This is a genomic window from Massilia sp. H6 (assembly GCF_024802625.1).
GTDB lineage: Bacteria > Pseudomonadota > Gammaproteobacteria > Burkholderiales > Burkholderiaceae_D > Telluria.
Genome location: NZ_CP103373.1, coordinates 87,917 through 104,817, shown reverse-complemented (window position 1 = coordinate 104,817; position 16,901 = coordinate 87,917). Strand labels below are relative to the sequence as shown.

Below are 16,901 nucleotides of genomic sequence, written 5' to 3'. Positions count from 1 at the left end.
CCCCCGGTGTCAGACTAGTTGTCGCCTCTAGATTTCCCCCAAATATAGAGGTGCAAGATGAAGGCAGTGTACTCACCGGCATTTGTAGAACAGGCACTGGTCAAGGTATTCTCGCGTGGCGGCAGGAGCGTGCAGGCAGTCGCAGACGATATCAACGTCAATTACCACACGCTGAAAAATTGGATGGTGAGGAAAGCAGTGGCAGAGACGAATACCCCAGCGGCAAAAGAGAAGCGTCCGCAGGATTGGAGTGCCCAGGAGCAGCTGGTGGCGCTGCACGAGACCCACGGCATGACGGGCGAGACATTGAACGCGTGGTGCCGAGAGCACGGCGTTTTTCCTCATCATTTGAACGAGTGGCAGGCGGCGTTTTGCACCGATAGAAAAACGGGGCCGCAGGATTCGAAAGCGCTACGCGCGCTCAAGGAGGACAACGATCGACTGCAACGGGAGGTGCTGCGCAAGGACAAGGCACTGGCGGAGGCGGCAGCGTTACTGATCCTACAAAAAAAGTTCCGGGCGCTCTGGGAGGACGAGGTCAAATGACCTCGCTGCCAGAGCGCATCGCAGTGATGGCCCTGGTCGCAGAATCGGTCGAAGCCGGTGCGCGCCAGGACAAGGCGTGCGCTGCGATCTCGTTCAGCGAGCGCACGCTGCAACGGTGGCAGCGTGACGTACTGCGCGGCGACCAGCGGCCGGCGCGTGTGCAGGCGCCGCGAAACCGGCTCAGCGCGCTTGAACGCAGTCAGTTGCTCGCTGTCGCCAACTCCGATGAGTTCGCGAGCCTGCCGCCCAGCCAGATCGTGCCGCGCTTGGTCGATCAAGGGGTGTACCTGGCCTCGGAGTCGACATTCTATCGGGTGCTGAAAGCGGAGAATCAACTCGCCCATCGAAATGCCGAACGTCCCGCACAGGCTCGTCACAAGCCGCGTGCGCTGGTGGCGACCGCCCCTGGTCAGCTGTACAGCTGGGACATCACGTATCTGCCCACGCCCGTGAAGGGCGTCTATTTTTACCTCTACTTGTTCATGGATATTTTCAGCCGCAAAATCGTGGGCTGGCAGATATACGACGTGGAAAGCAGTGAGCTTGCCGGCGAGGTTGTGCGTGACATTTGCGAACGGGAGAACATTGCTCCGGAGCAGGTCGTACTGCATTCGGACAATGGCAGCCCGATGAAGGGCGCAACCATGCTGGCGACCCTGCAGGCGCTGGGCGTGATGCCCTCATTCAGCCGCCCGTCCGTGAGCAATGACAACCCCTTTTCGGAGTCGTTGTTCAAGACATTGAAATATCGGCCCATCTATCCACGAAGGGCCTTCGACAGCCTGTTGGCGGCACGGCAGTGGGTCGGTCGCTTTGTTCATTGGTATAACCACGAGCACCGCCACAGCGCGATCCGGTTCGTGACCCCGGCACAGCGCCACGCAGGCCTGGACGCGGCGTTGCTACGCAAACGGGACGCGGTGTATCAGGCAGCAAGGGCTGCGCATCCGGAGCGCTGGAGCGGCAACACGCGCAACTGGGAGCCCGTCTCCATCGTCCATCTGAACCCGGATCAGACCAGCAGCAATGTGACCGAAGTGGACAAAAACGAGCTGCTCAAAAAAGCGGCATAACAACTAATTCAGGCGACAACTAGCTTGACAGTCACCGGGACCGCCTCCCGGTCGCTGTGTAAGGTCTTCTCGACCTGACCAAGGTGGCGCTGCACTCGCTGATTCGTCTTATGCTTCAGATCTTGCATCAGGGAAAGTAAAGGGTCTTGTTTACGTGGTCTAAGTCAATCTAGCTGAATAGCAGCTAAACTCAATACAGCCGCGTGTCGGATAGTAGCAACGACAATGCTGCCCTCTAGACGTGTCTGCCGTCGAGGCCATGTTCCGGTATGCAGTTGGGAGCAAGCTCATGCAAAAACCATTTCAAGGGTTGGTCGGGAAGCATGTCGTCGATCATCTCTATGCGCATATCACAGCGCTCAGCTCTTGGCCTGAGGCGCTACGCGCTGCATGTGAGCGGGCTGCGTCTCTTGCTGGATTGGTCATAGGTGAGCATGTCAATGTCGTCAAAATGCACGCTTCGACCGAACAGCTGTCCTTGCTGGCCTACGACGATTTCGACGCGGCGCCCTTCCCTACTTTGAGTAAGAGCTGGCGTGTCCACTTACAGACCTCCAGTGTGGTCTTCCGGGATTACACCCAATCGCGTAACCCACCCGTCCTGCATCGCAAGGAAACCCTACTGCCATCGACAGATCCGCGCATCGCGCAGTGGTCGGCGCTAACGCACACTGCCGAAGCGTTAGGACTATTCGAAGATACTAGCCGCATCGGCTTCCATGAACAGTGGCTAGAGCAAATCGCTTCCAAGGGCTACGCCTTGGATGGTGAGGAGTTCATTCCTCTCGCCAACGTAGCTGCCCCCCACGATGAGGCCAGCGCGATCACGGGCCCGGTCCAGCGCCATTTGACTGCGCTGACACGCACGAACCTATCGGCGCCCGTACAGGCGCTTTGGCGCCACGAACTCATCAATTTCGAGCACAGCTTTTTTGACTACGGTTGCGGCAAAGGAGACGACCTGCGTGCCTTGCTTGAGAACGGGATTGAGGCGGCAGGCTGGGACCCGCATTATCGTCCCGAGGCGGCACGTCAGGTCGCCGATACGGTCAACCTCGGCTTCGTGATTAACGTGATCGAGGACCTTGATGAGCGGATGGAAGCATTACGCGGCGCCTATGCGTTGACTCGTGGAGTGTTAGCCGTGGCGGCCATGCTGGCTAGTGCACAACCACCGGATGGACGGGCCCATCGCGACGGCTACCTCACCTCACGCAACACCTTCCAGAAATATTTTTCACAGGTCCAGCTGCGTGACTTTATCGAACACGTCCTGGATGAACCGGCGGTCGCAGTCGGGCCCGGCGTCTTTTTTGTCTTCAGGGACAAACTCCTGGAACAACGGTTTCTGCAACGGCGTTATGGCGGACGTCGGCGCGATGCAGCGCGCGCCTGGCGCACCCCGGTTCGAACACCCCGTCCATCCCGCATAGCCGAGCCGCGCGCTCCGAAACCGTCGCGCGAAGAAGCGCTCGTTGCGGCCCATGGCGAGCTGTTGCGCGACCTATGGCAGGTTCACCTCGGTCTGGGTCGTGCGCCACTCAGCGACGAACTCACACCTGCCCTGTCGGACGGACTTGGCATTGCGGCGCTGTCGCTGAACAAAGCGCTCAGTCTCGTTGCCAAGTATTTAGACCAAGCCGAGGTGCGTAGTGCAGAGCAAGCCAAGGTCGATGACCTGCTCGTGTTCGCGGCCTTGGGACAGTTTGGTAAGCGCCAGCCGTATCGTGACCTCGATCCGACGCTGCAACGCGATGTGCGATATCACTTCGGGGACTACCGCGCTTGGCAATGCAACGCGCGCGCGATCTTGCATGAGCTAACTGATCTGGAAAGACTGAATGCGGCCTGTGTCACGGCATCCCAGTATGGCTTGGGGTGGCTGGTAGAGAGCCACTCATTACAACTGCACACCAGCCTTGTGCCTCGACTGCCGGCGTTATTGCGCATCTATATCGGTTGCGCCACCATGTTGGTGGGCGAACTGTCCGACTTCGACCTCGTAAAAATCCACATCCGTTCAGGCAAAATGAGTCTGTCCAGCTACGTCGACTTCGACAACAGCCCTATTCCGGCCCTCTCGCGACGGGTCAAGGTCAAACTGCGTGAACTCGATCTGGACCTCTTTGAGTATGGGAGCGAGGCCTATCCGTCTCCCTGTTTATTCTGGAAATCGCGTTTCATCAACGAGGAATGCCTGAATTATGCTGACCAGCTCGCGTTCGAAGACCAGCTGGTGCGCGCTGATCTGAATGAGCTCATCAACGAGGATCGGACTACCGCGCAGTTCGCAGCTGAGCTCGAATCTCGCCGCTGGCAAATCGATGGATTTGCACTCGTGCGCAGCGCGAACTTGCCCGAACTAGATAAGGCGTGCGGCGGACATTTTACCTACCGCGACTTCATCGAGCGTGGCGAAACCCAGGCCAGCACAGGGTTGCCTAACCGTCCGCGTCAACCGGCTACCTACACTGCCCTACATGACCTGGCTCGTCAGGTGATCGATCCCGTGGTCGACTATTTCGGGATGGTCGAACTGACCTATGGTTTCTGCTCGGCTGAACTCGCGCGGGTGATTCCGGGCCGTATCGCGCCCAAACTGGACCAGCACGCAGGGCACGAATTGACGCGTACTGGTCGTCCAATCTGTGACCGGCTCGGCGCCGCTTGCGACTTTGTCGTGGCCGACGAAGACATGGAGGAAGTCGCGCTATGGGTGGCCGCCAATACGCCCTTCGACCGACTCTATTTTTATGGTAAGGATCGACCCATCCACGTCAGTTATTCGGCGACGCCTGCGCGGCAATTTGTGCGGATGACGACCAATGCGTCAGGGATGAGAGTGCCGAGAATCGATAGATCGGTGGCGGTATTCAGCACGGCGCCCATCGATGCTGAAGGTGCCTAAAAAATCAATCTCCGGGTGTGCCCGCCCTACTTTGCTCCTTGCCGTCCAAACAACGGTGCGCATTCTGTCCACATGGCGTCTTCCAAGGCTTGCGCAGCCAGCTCATGGCTCAAATCAAGTCCCGAAAGTGACCAGTACTCCAAGGTTTGGGATCTCGCGCAGCTCGTCCGGAAGCCAACGACTTAAATGAAGCGCAAAGTTTTCCGGGCGTTTGATTCCGCAATGCCATTCCAATCGCACGCAAAGATCTTGAGAGGCGCCGACATAGAGCGTATTGCTGTGCGTTTGAAACCTGTTGAATCTAGCAAGCGATATTACCGCCTTATCGTCAGGCGTAATTCGTTCGCGCGCTTGCTCGAAACGTTGAAGTATCTGATTATCCTCTACGCTCAATCGATAAATAACTTTTTCATTCTTTTGGGGAAGATCCCATTGACGAAGTTAAACTTTCCGGGAAACGCCGTCATAAAGCCGACATATGTCGGCAACGCTGATCACCCTGCTGTGTGGTGGGGAGAGTGTCACCCGAGCCAGGTCGTCGGCGAGCGCGCGTAGTTGATCCGATGCGCGTTGAGATAATAGATGAGCGTTATAGGTGTTTTCATAAATGTTAATTTGGTCGATATTGCGTGCAATTGAAGACAATAGCTAGTCCGATAGTCGAACCGAAATTATTATCTAAAATCAACTAACTGGAAGTTCTACTTTCTTGCACTTAAGGCAACAGCGATCTCCCGATTGCCTTCCAACCGTGAGCATGGCGCACTGTGCCAACACGCAACAGATTCCACCCACCCCGCATAAATCAGGGCAGCGCCGTGATGACACCAGCCTATCCGTTCCAGATGCTGTAACATCATATCTTTCTCTTGCGCAATACTACTTACGCGCTAGTTAACTGATCATCGGGCCGAAAACATGCCAGTACCACTCATTCTTTGGGGCGCCGCTGCCCTGTTGGCCACTACCGGCGTCGTCAAGGGGATTGGCGCCATGAGCGACTTCGAAGACGCCGAACGGATTGGCAAGAGCGCACGCCGCCGCTATGAAGAGGCAGAAGAAGCCATCAACGCCGATCGCGACAAGACCAATACCGCATTCGAGAAGCTTGGTCGCGTGAAGCTGTCAATCTTCAACAACCAGATCAAGCATCTCGTCGACGTCATCAAGCGTTCCAAAAACGCCAAGTCTGTGTTGAAGGGCTTTAATGTCCAGATCACACTCGACGAACTCAAGCAGATGGAACGCCTGGTGCTGAAATCGCTCGAGATCGAAAAGGGACTGGGCCTTGGTGCCGCGAGCGGCGCCTTGGCGGCCATGGGCGCATACAGTGGGGTGGGGACCCTCGCTGCCGCCTCGACCGGCACCATGATATCGGGCTTGAGTGGCGCGGCAGCCACCAATGCCACGCTGGCCTGGCTCGGCGGCGGCGCTCTGAGCGCCGGCGGCTTTGGCATGGCTGGCGGCGCCATTGCATTAGGCGGGATCGTCCTCGGCCCCGCGTTAGCCATCGGCGGTTTCATGATGGCTAGCAAAGCAGAAGAAGCATTGACCCAAGCACGCGCCTATGAGGCGAAGGCAGACACAGCAATTGCAGAGTTGAAAAAGGTAACGTTAGCGCTGTCGGCACTGCGTGCGAACGCGAAGGAATTATCGTCTGCCCTGAGCAGGGTCGCGAAACGCTTCGATGCAGTCAAGGTGGACGACGATAGCGATCCGGAAGCCTTTGCGACGATGGTGATGGTGGGTAAAGGGTTGAAGAATCTGCTCGATATCGCGATCATGGAAGAGGACGGTGCGGCGGTCGCCAACCTCAAAGCGAAAATTTCCGGCTCTGCCGAACTGTCCTGATAGGATCACTATGCTCCGTACACTAACCAAAGCTGCTCCCGTTGTCGGCGACGCCAGTAAAGCACTCGACAAAATCGTTGACGCCTGGAGCCAGTACAAATTCACTGCCGAAGTCGAGCAAACGAAACGCGAATCGATCCGCGCGACGCGCGATATCAACATCAAGATGATCGAAGAAAATGCTGCAATCTTGAAGACCTATCTCGATGGCGCATTTAAAGAGCGGGCTGGTGTCATCAACGGCATGTTTGAACGTCTCGACAAGGGTCTGGCGGAAGGTAACGCCGAGTTGGCATCGAATGCGATGGCCGCGATCGTGGCTGTCACGAAAGAGTCCCCCCTAGCTGGCGCGCGTGAATTACTGGTCGACCTACGTAATCCTCAGGTCACCAGCATCGAAATATGAGGAAAGCGTTTCCCTGCAATAATTGCGGGGCGTGCTGCAGGTCCGTTGAGCTGATGCCACAGACAGCTGGATTGAACCGAGGTGACGGCACTTGCCGGCATTACAACGACACCCAGGGACGCTGTGGCATCTACGCCCAGCGCCCTGACGTGTGCAATGTCGAGAAAACCTTCGACGAGCTGTTCCAATCTCGCATGACGTGGCCGATCTATGTGGCGTTGAACCTGCAGGCCTGTACGACATTGAGTGCTCGACTCGAGGATCAATTGCAGGGCCGCGCAATCGCCTTGCCTCACGCACGGCAAGAATGACACCCGGTGGCCAGCTGCGCTATCGACGCATGCAGCGTGATGCGATCGCTCCTCCCCTTCAATGCATGAACTTGGAAACCACAAATAGTACGCCCAAGTGCGCCGGATAGTATAGATAGAAGATCTGTGAAAGCCTTGGCATGGATAGCTCGATGCGGGGGGCGGCCACAATCAATGGCAGGGCCGCGAACGCCCACGGGTTCTGGTTGACGAGCCAGAGCGCTCCGAAGCAAGCGACGAGAGCGACAAGGTTCGACGTGGCCGGCCTCGCGCAATACCTCCAGCAGATGACCGCCAAGCCCACTGCGAACCACCAATACTCGACTAATCCGCCACCGACGATGAACACGCCGATGGCCAACGTGGTGCAGAGCCGGCCGCCCTTGGCCATCAAGCCAATGACGACGGTTGCGACCAACAACGTAAACATGATGTTCAGCGGCCACCAGCCGCCGTGCACCTTGCCCAGCGCGATAAAGGGTAAACAGGCCAGCAGGCCGTACAGCGCCAGGCGTGTGGCAGTGCGCCGATAAACGCCCTTTTCCAGCGCGCCAGGCCGTGCCAGGTTGTACGCGAGCACGAAGACAAACAGGGGCATGGCAATGCGCCCAAGGGCAAACAGCGCTGGTATGGTGTGATTGAACAGGTACTTGTTGATGTGATCGAGCGTCATCAAGATCAGCGCGCACCACTTCATCGCTTCCAAGCTACCATTCGCGATCGTCAGCGGGGCCGGCGCCGCCGGCGCTGGCGTTCGCGTTGCCGGCGCTGGCGTTCGCGTTGCCGGCGCAGCCAGGCTTGGGCCACTCATGGCGCGGTCACGTGTAGCGAATCGGCCTGCTGCAGTGTCGCATAGCGAGGATCAACAAACTCGATGTCGACGCGACGGTTCAAAGCCCTCCCCTCTTCCGTTCCGGCAGGTGCAATAAAATCGCCAGCCGACTGAGCGAAGACCCTGATCTTGGCCGCGTCGATGCCATGCCGAATGAAGAACTGGCGCGCTGCGAGCGCCCGGCCACGGGCGATGCGCGGATCGTCCGTTCCCGCGATGCGCGCATCGGTACGTCCCCTCAGATTGATCCGTTCTGCGGCCTTGGCCGCCGCGACCAAGGTCTGTGCGACTCGATCATCCACAGAAAAGCTGGTGGCTCCCGTGTCGAACCGAACGCCGATCATGACCGCGGCGGCGCTGTTAAATCGATGCTTTACACGCTCCAAGCGCCCTTGCAAGAACCTGGTCTCGGCGGTGCTGATCGCTCCTGCGATCGCGCGGCGTACCTGATCTTGCTGGGCGGCGAAGAGGCGCAACAGGGCGGTCGCATCGTCTTCTCGACCCGGTTCCATACTCACTGTCACCGGGGACCGCGCGGACGGCGCCTCCTCCCTTGGCTGGGTTGAGAGCGGTACTCGACCTGCTGATTCCGGCATCGCTGCTGTGACCAGCGCGACCCGCCCAGTGACGGGCCTGAACGACAATACGCGTGTATTGGCCCATACCGTAAAACGGTCTAGTTTGCGCGACAGACGATAATAGGATCCTTCACGCTGGTACGGAACCGCTACGCCGTTTTCATCGTGTACCGTCAGCCGTACAGGCCGCCTAGGGAATGCGAGCTCGGTACGCTTTCCATAGACGAAGGCGCGCACACCGTCCACGTCGCCCGTCGCGTCGTAGTCGGCGCTGACACGCGTTGTCGGTGCGCCGGGCGGGGGAAGTCGCGCACACGCACACAACAAGGTCGCGGCGACCATTGCCGCGATGAGAGATGTGCCCTTCATCGTTTTCTCTCCCTGGCCTCGGTACGTTCGGAGCGGAGCTCGACCTGTTCGCGCACCTTTACTTCCGGCAGCTGTCCGCGCTCGATACTGTTGACAAGATTGGCCTCGACGCGCGCCATAACGACGGCACGCTGCTGCGGGCTCAGGCCATCGGCAATGGCCTTTTTTTTCATCGACGCCAGGGCGGCATAGGTACCGGCCAGCTCGGGATGATCGACGATCGCTTCCGCGGGCGGTCGACTCGCAAACGCTTGGGCGCGCAGCCCCTCCCCCGTCCGGGCCTGCCGCTCGCCTACCCCATGCGCGTTCGCGGCGTTCGCGGCCTTCGCTGCCGTCCCCTGCTTCCCCACGTTCTCCAGCTGATCCGTGCCGGACAGTCCAGCCGCAGACGCCTGTACAGCGACAGGCGACGTTTCGGCCCCGGGCACCTTGCCACCTGGTCCCGCCCGCCTCGCCTCAACATACCCGGTGCGCTTTGCCAACGCGGCCTTGTCGACATCGCTGGGGGTGTAGCCCTTGACGTGCATGCCATGGGCCGCCGCTTCCAACCACGCTTCCTTGCGAAAGGTCTCGGACCCCGACACCCTGATCTCGTCCCAGCCGCGCGCCCGCGCAATGCTTATCATGGCCGTAGCGATCTGTTCGCTATTGGAGTGGGTCTCCAGCTTGTTACCCTTGTCCTCGAACGCCACGACCTGCGTGTTTTTTGGGTGGTAAAACCTGGTACCGACGCGCAGGTAGGTGGTCTCGATGTCGACCGGCACGATCGGTCGAGCATCGTCCTTCGAAGCGGTAAACACTTCGTCGGAGGCGACTTGATTATTTCCTGGGGCGTGCGCCCGCATGGTCTTCGGTTGACTCTGGTCAGCACCCGTTGGCGCCGCGCGCTCACCGTCGCCGTGTCCGGCATGCCGCCCCCGCTTGTGTTTGATGACCTGTTCGATGCAGTTGAAAACCAGCTGCTCCGCGACTGTCTGGTCATTCCCCACGCGATTGATTCGCAGCGGCGCGACAACTTTGTCCTGTTCGGCGGCGCCCATCGCCGTCAGGACCGCGCCAGCTATCTGCGGCGCCATCCCGGCCAAGGCCGCGCGATAACCGGCACTCAAGCGCGCGGTGCTCGCCATGGCTAGCGCAGCGGTTTCCCGATGTGCGGGGTCGTGCAATTTGCCGTAGTGGCGTGCATCCAAGGCAGCGAGCTTCGCGACCATCTCTGGAGTCAGCGGGTCGACATCAGGCTTGCGCGGTTCCTTGCCCTGGCGCGCGTACCGCTCGGCTGGCGCGGCGTCCCGCGCGACCGTGTTGATCGCTGCCTGCTTGGCGTGCACATAGGCTTTTTCGTAGAGCTCGGCCCGTTGTTGAATGCCGCTGACAATGATCGGTTCCGACCTAGCGCGCCCCTTGAGCGCCATCGCCATGGCCTTGTGCAGCTCCCGCATGGGCTCGCGCTCTTGCGGGGTGCTCTCGTACCCCTGCCGCTCGTGCGCAGCGCTCCCTTGCCTCGCGCTTGTTTGGCCCTTACGCCGGCCCGCGCGATCGACATCGTCTCCATGTACCGGCATGACCGTATCCTTTCAAAAACGGCGCTCAGACCGCAACACCAGCTTGTCTGCACAGTTGATCCGCATAGGCCTGCAACGCCACCTCGTCGAGTTCGCCCTTGGGGACCTCAACCGCCGAGAAGTCAACGACGAAGTCCGTCAAGGCAAGTGCGTTCAGCCCGTGTACGTCGTCAGCCGTCACGGCGCGCTCGGTGGTCGCGATCAACACGCCGCCCTGCCCTGTCCCGGGAGGCTGCATGTGGAACCCTGTGTCTATGCCCACTGTCTGGTGATGGGTTTCAAGGTCGATCAATGGTACCGGCGCACCGAGCTCTCCCCTGCGAATCGCTTCCTTGAGCTGCTGTTGGTTGGGCAGCTTGCGCCCTAAGGCGGCGAGCGATGGCGACACGGTTTTCAGGCGATCGACGAAGGTGCGGTCTTCGTAGTAGCGGATCTTGTGGGCTAGGATTGGGGGGCAGTCCTCGACTACAACGATTTCCGATGTCTTGCCCAGGCTTGTAATTTCTTGCGGCAGCAACAAGGCCCGTCGTTGGTCTGAGATACTTTCGGATTTCTCGCGCTTGGCAAAGAGTGCCTTACCCTTCGATTCAGACACACCTTTGACCGTCTGATAGCCGAGCCATTTGGAGATCGACTCCGCAGTTTCGGACTCCGTGGCCTTCGGTGGAAAGACGATCTGCAGGGCGTGGTTGGTCGTAAACGTTTCGGCCGCGTGCTTGCCATACACCTCGACGACCTGGGCTGGGCTCTGGATGATCGGCAGCATGCGCAATCCATATCCGGCGATGTAGCTAATACCTTTCGACAGCACCTGAATCTTGCCCATGGCGGTGAATTCGTCCGCCAGAAGCAGGCATTGGTATTTGAGGGCAGCGTTCTGTTCCGGCAGCTCGCGCGTGTTCAAGTCGATCAGCTGCTGGAAGAATAGATTTAACAGCGGCGCCATCCGGTCCAGGTTGTCCGGGGTGACACCCAGGTAGATCGACATGCGCTTCTTGCGTACGTCGCGCAAATCGAAATCGTTGGCACTGGTGGCGGCGTCGACAAGCGGGTTGTACCACAGCTCGAGGCGCGACCGAAAACCGGTCATGATGCCGGCGCGGGTCGTTTCGGCAGCGATCGAGATATACGAGTTCAGTGCCCGCACGCAGGCGCCGGACAGGCCCTTGCCGATCTTGCAGGACGCGGCATCGATCGGCATGGCCTCGGCCAGCGCGATAAGGTCTGGGGTTCTGGCCTGGTCTTTGCGGGCCAGCTCGAGCGCCTCGGCCACCGCGCCGCGATAGGGCGGACTCAATTGCAGCCATACCGCCATGTCGGACAATTTTGGATGGTGTTGGGGCGCCTTACCTTTGTCAGCCAAAATCGCTTCTACGTCCCGCGCAGCCTGCAGCGCCGCATCCTGGGCACCGGTTTGCGCAATCCGCTCGCCAAGGTTGCGCGCCGCGATGATGCTCGTAAAATATTTAGCCCCATCGCCATCGGCGAGCGATTCGCGCAACACCTGACCGAGCGTCACCAGCTTGCCCGGCGTCTCGAGCAGGTACAGCACAATCCCGAGAAACAGCGAACGCGGCGTCGCGGTCCAGATCGGATCGACCCCTTGCTGATCCGGGAACAGCATGTTGGCGATTTTCTGGGTGTCGTCGATGCGGAAATTCGGATCCTCGCTGATATAGGCGAGCGGGTTGTACCGGTGCGTGCGGTAGTCCGCGGCCGCGGGATTGAAGAGAAAGCAGGGTTGGCCGTACTTGCGCCGATAGGCGCTGGTAATTCCGTGATTTTCTTGCTTGATGTCGAGCACCACCACGCTGTCGGACCAAGTCAACAGATTCGGAATGACGATGCCCACACCCTTGCCGCTGCGCGTCGGCGCCGACAAGATGACGTGTTGGCTGCCCTCGAACATCAGATAGGTGCGCCGGTATAGGCCGACGACGATGCCTTTGGTGCCCAGCAAACCCGCCTTGCGAATGTCAGCGGACTTGGCCCAACGCGCATCGCCGAACAGACTGCGCTTTGCCGGTTTGAGCAGCAGCAACGCGGGGGCGGCCGTCACCACGAACGCGATCGCCGCGGAAATGATCAGCCAGCGCACGACCGATTGTTCGGCGCCGTAATACACCCAGTACTGGTACAGCGTCAGCGGCGTGGCATCCTCGAACTTGTGCCGGTGCGCCACCATGAAGATGCCGCCACCAAGGTAAGCCCACAACACGCACGCCGCCAGCAAGCCGAGAACGATCAGCGATGGCTTACGCCATCTGCTGTCGCTTGAACTCAGGGTCATAATAAATCTCCCGCAACTTGTACTTGTCGTAGAACAGGATCACGTCGAGCGTCGTGAACAGACGTTGCCGGATATAGGTGCTGTCGAGGTGGGCGCCCGTGCGCGAATCCTTGATGAGCGCCGTCAGCTGCTCGAAGGCCTCATAGGCCCCGTTGGCGTGCATCGTGCTGATCGATCCGGGATGGCCGGTATTGATCGACTTGATGAATTCCCATGCCTCGTCGCCGCGTAACTCGGCCAGCAAGATGCGATCGGGCTTCATCCGCAGACAAGAGGCGAGCGCCTGCTTCGGGCTGACTTTGGCGCCGCCCTCGTCTTCGCGGGAATAAAACAAGTGCACCCGGTTCGGGTGGTAAGGCAAGAACATCTCATGCACGTCTTCGATGGTGATGAGGCGTTCGTCGGCTGGAATGCTACGCACCAGACTCTTGGCCAGCGTGGTCTTGCCGGAGCCGGTCTTGCCCACCACCAGGATGTTGCGACGCTTGCGCACGGCCAGATCGAGAAACTCCTTGATGCGCCGCTCGTCTTTCAGCGTCAACAGCTCCTGCTCGAAGGGCGCCAGTCCGTCGCGGCTTGGCTCCCATTCGTCGAACGCGCCTTCGGCAGCGAGCTCATCGACCGACTTGTCGATCATGCTCGGCTTGCGAATCGTGATCGAGACGGTGTCGTCTTCGCACGCGGGCGGAATCAAGACCTGGGCTCGCTCGCCATAGATCATCCCCGCCGACAGCACCGGTTTGCCGTTATCGATCGCCTTGTTATTAAAATTGGCAATCAACAGCGCCAGACGCATGCAAGCTTCCAGAGTCAACTCGGGCGCCTCGTGACGCTGCCACCCATGGCGGCCCTCGGTCCAGAGTTCGCCAGGACGGTTGACGGCGATTTCCGTGTTATTGCTGTCGGCCAAATAGGCGCGTAGTGGAGACAGGTACTGATACAGCATGTCGGGTGCGTCGGCCCCGGCCATGCTGGCACGGCGCAGACTCTGTACGTCGACGCTCAACGCTTGCTCCGCAGGCCATACACGGTCGAAAAATCCAAGTCGCGCGCCACCATGACCTGGATGTGATCACCCTGGTTCTTGATGATGGTCGGCGGAATGTTGACCGAGCTTTCGACGATTTTTTCCACCACCTTGGCCCCGGCGTCACTCGTACCGCCGTACACCACCGTGCCACCATTTGCTTGTTGCCGCGCGATCAGCGCCTGTAAGGTGTCCTGAATTAAGCTTATTAAAATGGCAGCGCCGAAGCGATCCGCAAAATGGCTGTCCACCCAGCCTTCCAGTCCCGAGCGTCCCAGCGCGTCCGTACCCGGCGAATTCAGGTTCACGATGACCCCGTTAGGCGTCTTGGCACGGCTCCACAGCGCAAATACCCGGGCCTGGCCTTGACGGACATTGCCCTGCTGTTCACCGACCAACTGGGTGCCCCGTTCCAAGAGTAAGACTTGACTGTTGTCGGAGTACACGTCACGCGTGAGCCGGCAGGTCAGAATGCCGGGCAGCGTGGTGTCGATCGCAGTTTCCATGGCACAGTCCAGGGACGTCCCTTTCGTGATGAGGAAGTTCCGGTCAGGCAGCAGGCCCGCCGACACACCTTTCATTTCCGCGGGCTCGAGGCGCGCAGCCAATTCGTTTCGACCGCCGCCTCCAGCAGACGGTGCGAACATGGCTGCTTGCCCTGCCAAGCTCGCACCCTCGGCGCGCACAGGGAACGCCCTCCCGCCCCCGCCGCTGTCGACAACGCCAGCGCCAGCGGCCCCGCGATTGCCTCCGTCCATATCGACGATCAGCGAACCGACGCGTTTGCGCTCACGCCAATCGATGGGTTGCTTGCCGCCTCGCCGCAATGCGATCGGATGGTCAGCGCCGACCGCGCCAGGTGCGGTGGCAAATCCCGAGACACTCGGATGCGGCCCACCGGTCAACTGAATGGCGGATGGATCGGGCGTCGTCGTCGCGAACTGTATTGCCGGTGGCGGAGGCACCATCAATGGGGGCAGATTGTTGACGACCTTCTCGGGCGCATCCGCCAAATTCTTTTTCACCGTCAGCTTTTTGCCATTCACGGCCACGATCATGGCCGCGCCAACACCGAGAATCACCACGATGCCCAGCACGTTGACGATTTTGTTATTGCCCTTGCGCCGGTTCACCGACGGCAGACCGTCGGTTTCGACTTGCTGCTCGAAGACAGGGTCGCTCTCACGAGCACGCCCACTGCGCGCCTGTTGCATCGCGTCGGCCAGGGTCGGGTCGTCATGCACGTGCGCTGCCATATCGGGCAAATCATGTTCCGGCTGCGCCTCTGACGTTTGCATGTCCACGTGCCGACCAGGCTTCTTACTGCCCTTTAGCTTGTCCCAAAAGCTCATTGGCGCGCTCCTTTGATGGTCCGCTCGACATTCGATGCGACTGTGCCGGTGGTGTTGTCGCGTCCGCCATTGAGGTCAAAGCTCTTATTGACGACGCAAGCGACCGCCTTCCCCTTGCGGAGGATGAGCTTACGAACCATGCGCTGTACGACGATGTCGTTGCCTTCGACATTCGTATTGATGAGCGACTCAACGCCCTCGTCGTCGACCGCGTAAATGGCCGGCATGTCGCGATTCAGGCTGAACGTCAGGTAAATAAAACGGCCATCGTCGCGCGCGGCGGTGGGGCTGATTTCTTCGGCACCGGCAACCCAATAATCGCGGTTCTCGTCGCGCCGCTTGGCCTCTACCATCTTGTCCTTGAGCTCGTTTCGGACAGCCTTGGTCTGGGCGGCCGTGGCCTGGGCACTCAAGCGGGCCGCTTCCTCGTCCGGGTAGCGGAACGATAGTGAATACACCAGGTCCGGGTCCCTCCACGCCTTGTCATCGCGCGCACCGCGGGACTCGACCACGAGTACAAACTGGTACACGCGTTTGTTGGTGACGACGGTCAGGTTGGTATCGGCATTCTGGGCTTTCGGCTTGATGAACAGATGGCTGCTACGAGGCTCGACCTCCCAGGCCTCCTTGTCGCCAATGGCAACATCGGACATGGTTTCGCCCTCGCCGAATTGGACGTGCGTCGACACGCCATAGAAGGTGCGAATCTTATAGACCTCGGCCGGGTGATAGTCAGCAATCCGTACCCGGCTATCGAGCTTTCCTTTCGGAGGGGTCAATTCAGCCCAGGCCAGAGTGGGAAGCAGCAAGGCGACGAACAAGAATCGTTTCATGTCATTCACCGTTAGCGCACAAGGCTGGCAGGCGTCGCGATCGCCGGCACCTGACCCGGAGGCGTCAGCGGCGCCACGCCCGGCAAGATCGTGGGAGCATTATTGGCAGGCGGCGTAGCCTGCATTGCGACTGTCGACGGCGCGGACTCGGCCGTGACCACCGTATCCGGGTCATTGCGGTACTCGGTCACTTGGAAACCCAGGGGGTTGATCTCACGGTCTTTTTCCGCCATCGGCGCGCCCGAGTACTTGAACACGACGGTCGCCGCCCAATGAGTCACTGCCGGCTTTTCCGATGCACTACGTTCGACTTCCTTCCAGTAGCGCACCAATACCACGTCCTTTTTGAGGAAGGAGTAGCCCTTGATGTGGACCTTGACCCGCGCGTTATGACCATAGACGTTTAGGGGAGAGAGCGGATTTTTGGGATTAAATCCTTCACCATAACGTCGCTGCTCCGCGCCCGCGCTCATGATTCCTACGCTAGCGTAATACTCGTCCGCCAGCTTGCGTGAGTAGCCTTCGCGAAAACGAATGTACTGGCCAGCGAAGTAGCGGTTAATGGCTTCATCGTAGGTGGTTCTGGCATCCGGAATTTCGTTGAGCACATCCACGGACCCGGTTGTTTCGTTGACCCGGACGATGCGCAGCTCCGTCTGTTTCAAAGGCGTCAATCCGACGATGGCGATCGCGCACACGAACGCGATGCCACCGGCAATCGCCGCAACGCACCAGGCTAGCTTTTTCGATTTTTCAGCGTGGATCAGCCGATTTGTCTCCCACGACTGTGCTTCGCGCAGGTACTGATCGAAATTCTGTTTTTCAACCTTGGTAAGCATGTCCGCCCCCCTGTGTGCACATCGCCAGACTGTCATCCCGGCTAATCGATCGGGCGGCGCCCTGTTGCGCAGCCGGCATGTTCACCGGCCTGAATTCGCCCTCGCAGCCAGGCGGCTTCGGCGG

14 protein-coding genes are annotated in these 16,901 nt (G+C 59.6%); 6 read left to right on the top strand and 8 right to left on the bottom strand.

Annotated elements, in window-relative coordinates; translation table 11 throughout:
* Positions 1-57 precede the first annotated feature (57 nt).
* The 6 genes from NRS07_RS20275 to NRS07_RS20250 all read left to right on the top strand — a co-directional run bounded on the left by NRS07_RS20275 (position 58) and on the right by NRS07_RS20250 (position 7,095).
* A protein-coding gene (locus NRS07_RS20275; RefSeq protein WP_259213846.1) for an IS3 family transposase occupies positions 58-1,619 on the top strand; the annotation gives its coding sequence in 2 pieces (ribosomal slippage) (positions 58-514 and positions 514-1,619; 1,563 coding nt in all).
* Positions 1,620-1,908: 289 nt separating this feature from the next.
* Complete coding sequence (locus NRS07_RS20270; protein ID WP_259213893.1) at positions 1,909-4,527, top strand: DNA phosphorothioation-associated putative methyltransferase; 2,619 nt, start codon at positions 1,909-1,911, stop codon at positions 4,525-4,527.
* A gap of 186 nt (positions 4,528-4,713) precedes the next feature.
* Entirely contained in the window at positions 4,714-5,082 is a 369-nt protein-coding gene (locus tag NRS07_RS20265; protein WP_259213892.1) for a hypothetical protein, read from the top strand.
* Positions 5,083-5,445: 363 nt separating this feature from the next.
* The gene (locus NRS07_RS20260; RefSeq protein ID WP_259213891.1) at positions 5,446-6,378 is read left to right on the top strand and encodes a hypothetical protein; all 933 of its coding nucleotides are present in this window, start codon (positions 5,446-5,448) and stop codon (positions 6,376-6,378) included.
* Positions 6,379-6,388: 10 nt separating this feature from the next.
* Complete coding sequence (locus tag NRS07_RS20255) at positions 6,389-6,784, top strand: hypothetical protein (protein ID WP_259213890.1); 396 nt, start codon at positions 6,389-6,391, stop codon at positions 6,782-6,784.
* Positions 6,781-7,095, top strand: coding sequence for a YkgJ family cysteine cluster protein (locus tag NRS07_RS20250; RefSeq protein ID WP_259213889.1), 315 nt, complete (start codon positions 6,781-6,783; stop codon positions 7,093-7,095). The genes NRS07_RS20255 and NRS07_RS20250 overlap by 4 nt, the downstream gene beginning before the upstream one ends.
* 58 nt (positions 7,096-7,153) lie before the next feature.
* Here NRS07_RS20250 and NRS07_RS20245 read toward each other — a convergent pair whose 3' ends face one another.
* The 8 genes from NRS07_RS20245 to NRS07_RS20210 all read right to left on the bottom strand — a co-directional run bounded on the left by NRS07_RS20245 (position 7,154) and on the right by NRS07_RS20210 (position 16,777).
* Positions 7,154-7,792: a TraX family protein gene (locus tag NRS07_RS20245; RefSeq protein WP_259213937.1), complete on the bottom strand. Its 639-nt coding sequence runs from the start codon at positions 7,790-7,792 to the stop codon at positions 7,154-7,156.
* A gap of 110 nt (positions 7,793-7,902) precedes the next feature.
* Positions 7,903-8,874, bottom strand: a complete 972-nt coding sequence (locus tag NRS07_RS20240) for an OmpA family protein (RefSeq protein ID WP_259213888.1) — start codon at positions 8,872-8,874, stop codon at positions 7,903-7,905.
* Positions 8,871-10,313, bottom strand: coding sequence for an LPD7 domain-containing protein (locus NRS07_RS20235; protein WP_259213887.1), 1,443 nt, complete (start codon positions 10,311-10,313; stop codon positions 8,871-8,873). Before NRS07_RS20235 ends, NRS07_RS20240 begins: the two co-directional genes overlap by 4 nt.
* Positions 10,314-10,461: 148 nt before the next feature.
* Positions 10,462-12,726, bottom strand: coding sequence for a type IV secretory system conjugative DNA transfer family protein (locus tag NRS07_RS20230; RefSeq protein WP_259213886.1), 2,265 nt, complete (start codon positions 12,724-12,726; stop codon positions 10,462-10,464).
* A complete protein-coding gene (virB11, locus tag NRS07_RS20225) occupies positions 12,692-13,732 on the bottom strand; it encodes a P-type DNA transfer ATPase VirB11 (RefSeq protein ID WP_259213885.1) in 1,041 nt (346 codons plus the stop codon). Before virB11 ends, NRS07_RS20230 begins: the two co-directional genes overlap by 35 nt.
* Positions 13,729-15,105 (bottom strand): type IV secretion system protein VirB10, encoded by a 1,377-nt coding sequence (gene virB10, locus NRS07_RS20220; protein ID WP_259213884.1) that lies wholly within the window; start codon positions 15,103-15,105, stop codon positions 13,729-13,731. Before virB10 ends, virB11 begins: the two co-directional genes overlap by 4 nt.
* Positions 15,102-15,938 carry a P-type conjugative transfer protein VirB9 gene (virB9, locus tag NRS07_RS20215; RefSeq protein ID WP_259213882.1) on the bottom strand — a complete coding sequence of 279 codons (837 nt, stop codon included), beginning with the start codon at positions 15,936-15,938 and terminating at the stop codon, positions 15,102-15,104. Before virB9 ends, virB10 begins: the two co-directional genes overlap by 4 nt.
* A gap of 11 nt (positions 15,939-15,949) precedes the next feature.
* Positions 15,950-16,777 (bottom strand): virB8 family protein, encoded by an 828-nt coding sequence (locus NRS07_RS20210; protein ID WP_259213881.1) that lies wholly within the window; start codon positions 16,775-16,777, stop codon positions 15,950-15,952.
* Between the last annotated feature and the right edge of the window lie 124 nt (positions 16,778-16,901).

What these genes read in the sequence shown, in the direction of transcription:
- NRS07_RS20270 (WP_259213893.1), top strand. Translation starts at nt 1,909, where the DNA reads ATGCAAAAACCATTTCAAGGGTTGGTCGGGAAGCATGTCGTCGATCAT.
- NRS07_RS20265 (WP_259213892.1), top strand. Translation starts at nt 4,714, where the DNA reads ATGAAGCGCAAAGTTTTCCGGGCGTTTGATTCCGCAATGCCATTCCAA.
- NRS07_RS20260 (WP_259213891.1), top strand. Translation starts at nt 5,446, where the DNA reads ATGCCAGTACCACTCATTCTTTGGGGCGCCGCTGCCCTGTTGGCCACT.
- NRS07_RS20255 (WP_259213890.1), top strand. Translation starts at nt 6,389, where the DNA reads ATGCTCCGTACACTAACCAAAGCTGCTCCCGTTGTCGGCGACGCCAGT.
- NRS07_RS20250 (WP_259213889.1), top strand. Translation starts at nt 6,781, where the DNA reads ATGAGGAAAGCGTTTCCCTGCAATAATTGCGGGGCGTGCTGCAGGTCC.
- NRS07_RS20245 (WP_259213937.1), bottom strand. Translation starts at nt 7,792, where the DNA reads ATGAAGTGGTGCGCGCTGATCTTGATGACGCTCGATCACATCAACAAG.
- NRS07_RS20240 (WP_259213888.1), bottom strand. Translation starts at nt 8,874, where the DNA reads ATGAAGGGCACATCTCTCATCGCGGCAATGGTCGCCGCGACCTTGTTG.
- NRS07_RS20235 (WP_259213887.1), bottom strand. Translation starts at nt 10,313, where the DNA reads ATGCGGGAGCTGCACAAGGCCATGGCGATGGCGCTCAAGGGGCGCGCT.
- NRS07_RS20230 (WP_259213886.1), bottom strand. Translation starts at nt 12,726, where the DNA reads ATGACCCTGAGTTCAAGCGACAGCAGATGGCGTAAGCCATCGCTGATC.
- virB10 (WP_259213884.1), bottom strand. Translation starts at nt 15,105, where the DNA reads ATGAGCTTTTGGGACAAGCTAAAGGGCAGTAAGAAGCCTGGTCGGCAC.
- virB9 (WP_259213882.1), bottom strand. Translation starts at nt 15,938, where the DNA reads ATGAAACGATTCTTGTTCGTCGCCTTGCTGCTTCCCACTCTGGCCTGG.
- NRS07_RS20210 (WP_259213881.1), bottom strand. Translation starts at nt 16,777, where the DNA reads ATGCTTACCAAGGTTGAAAAACAGAATTTCGATCAGTACCTGCGCGAA.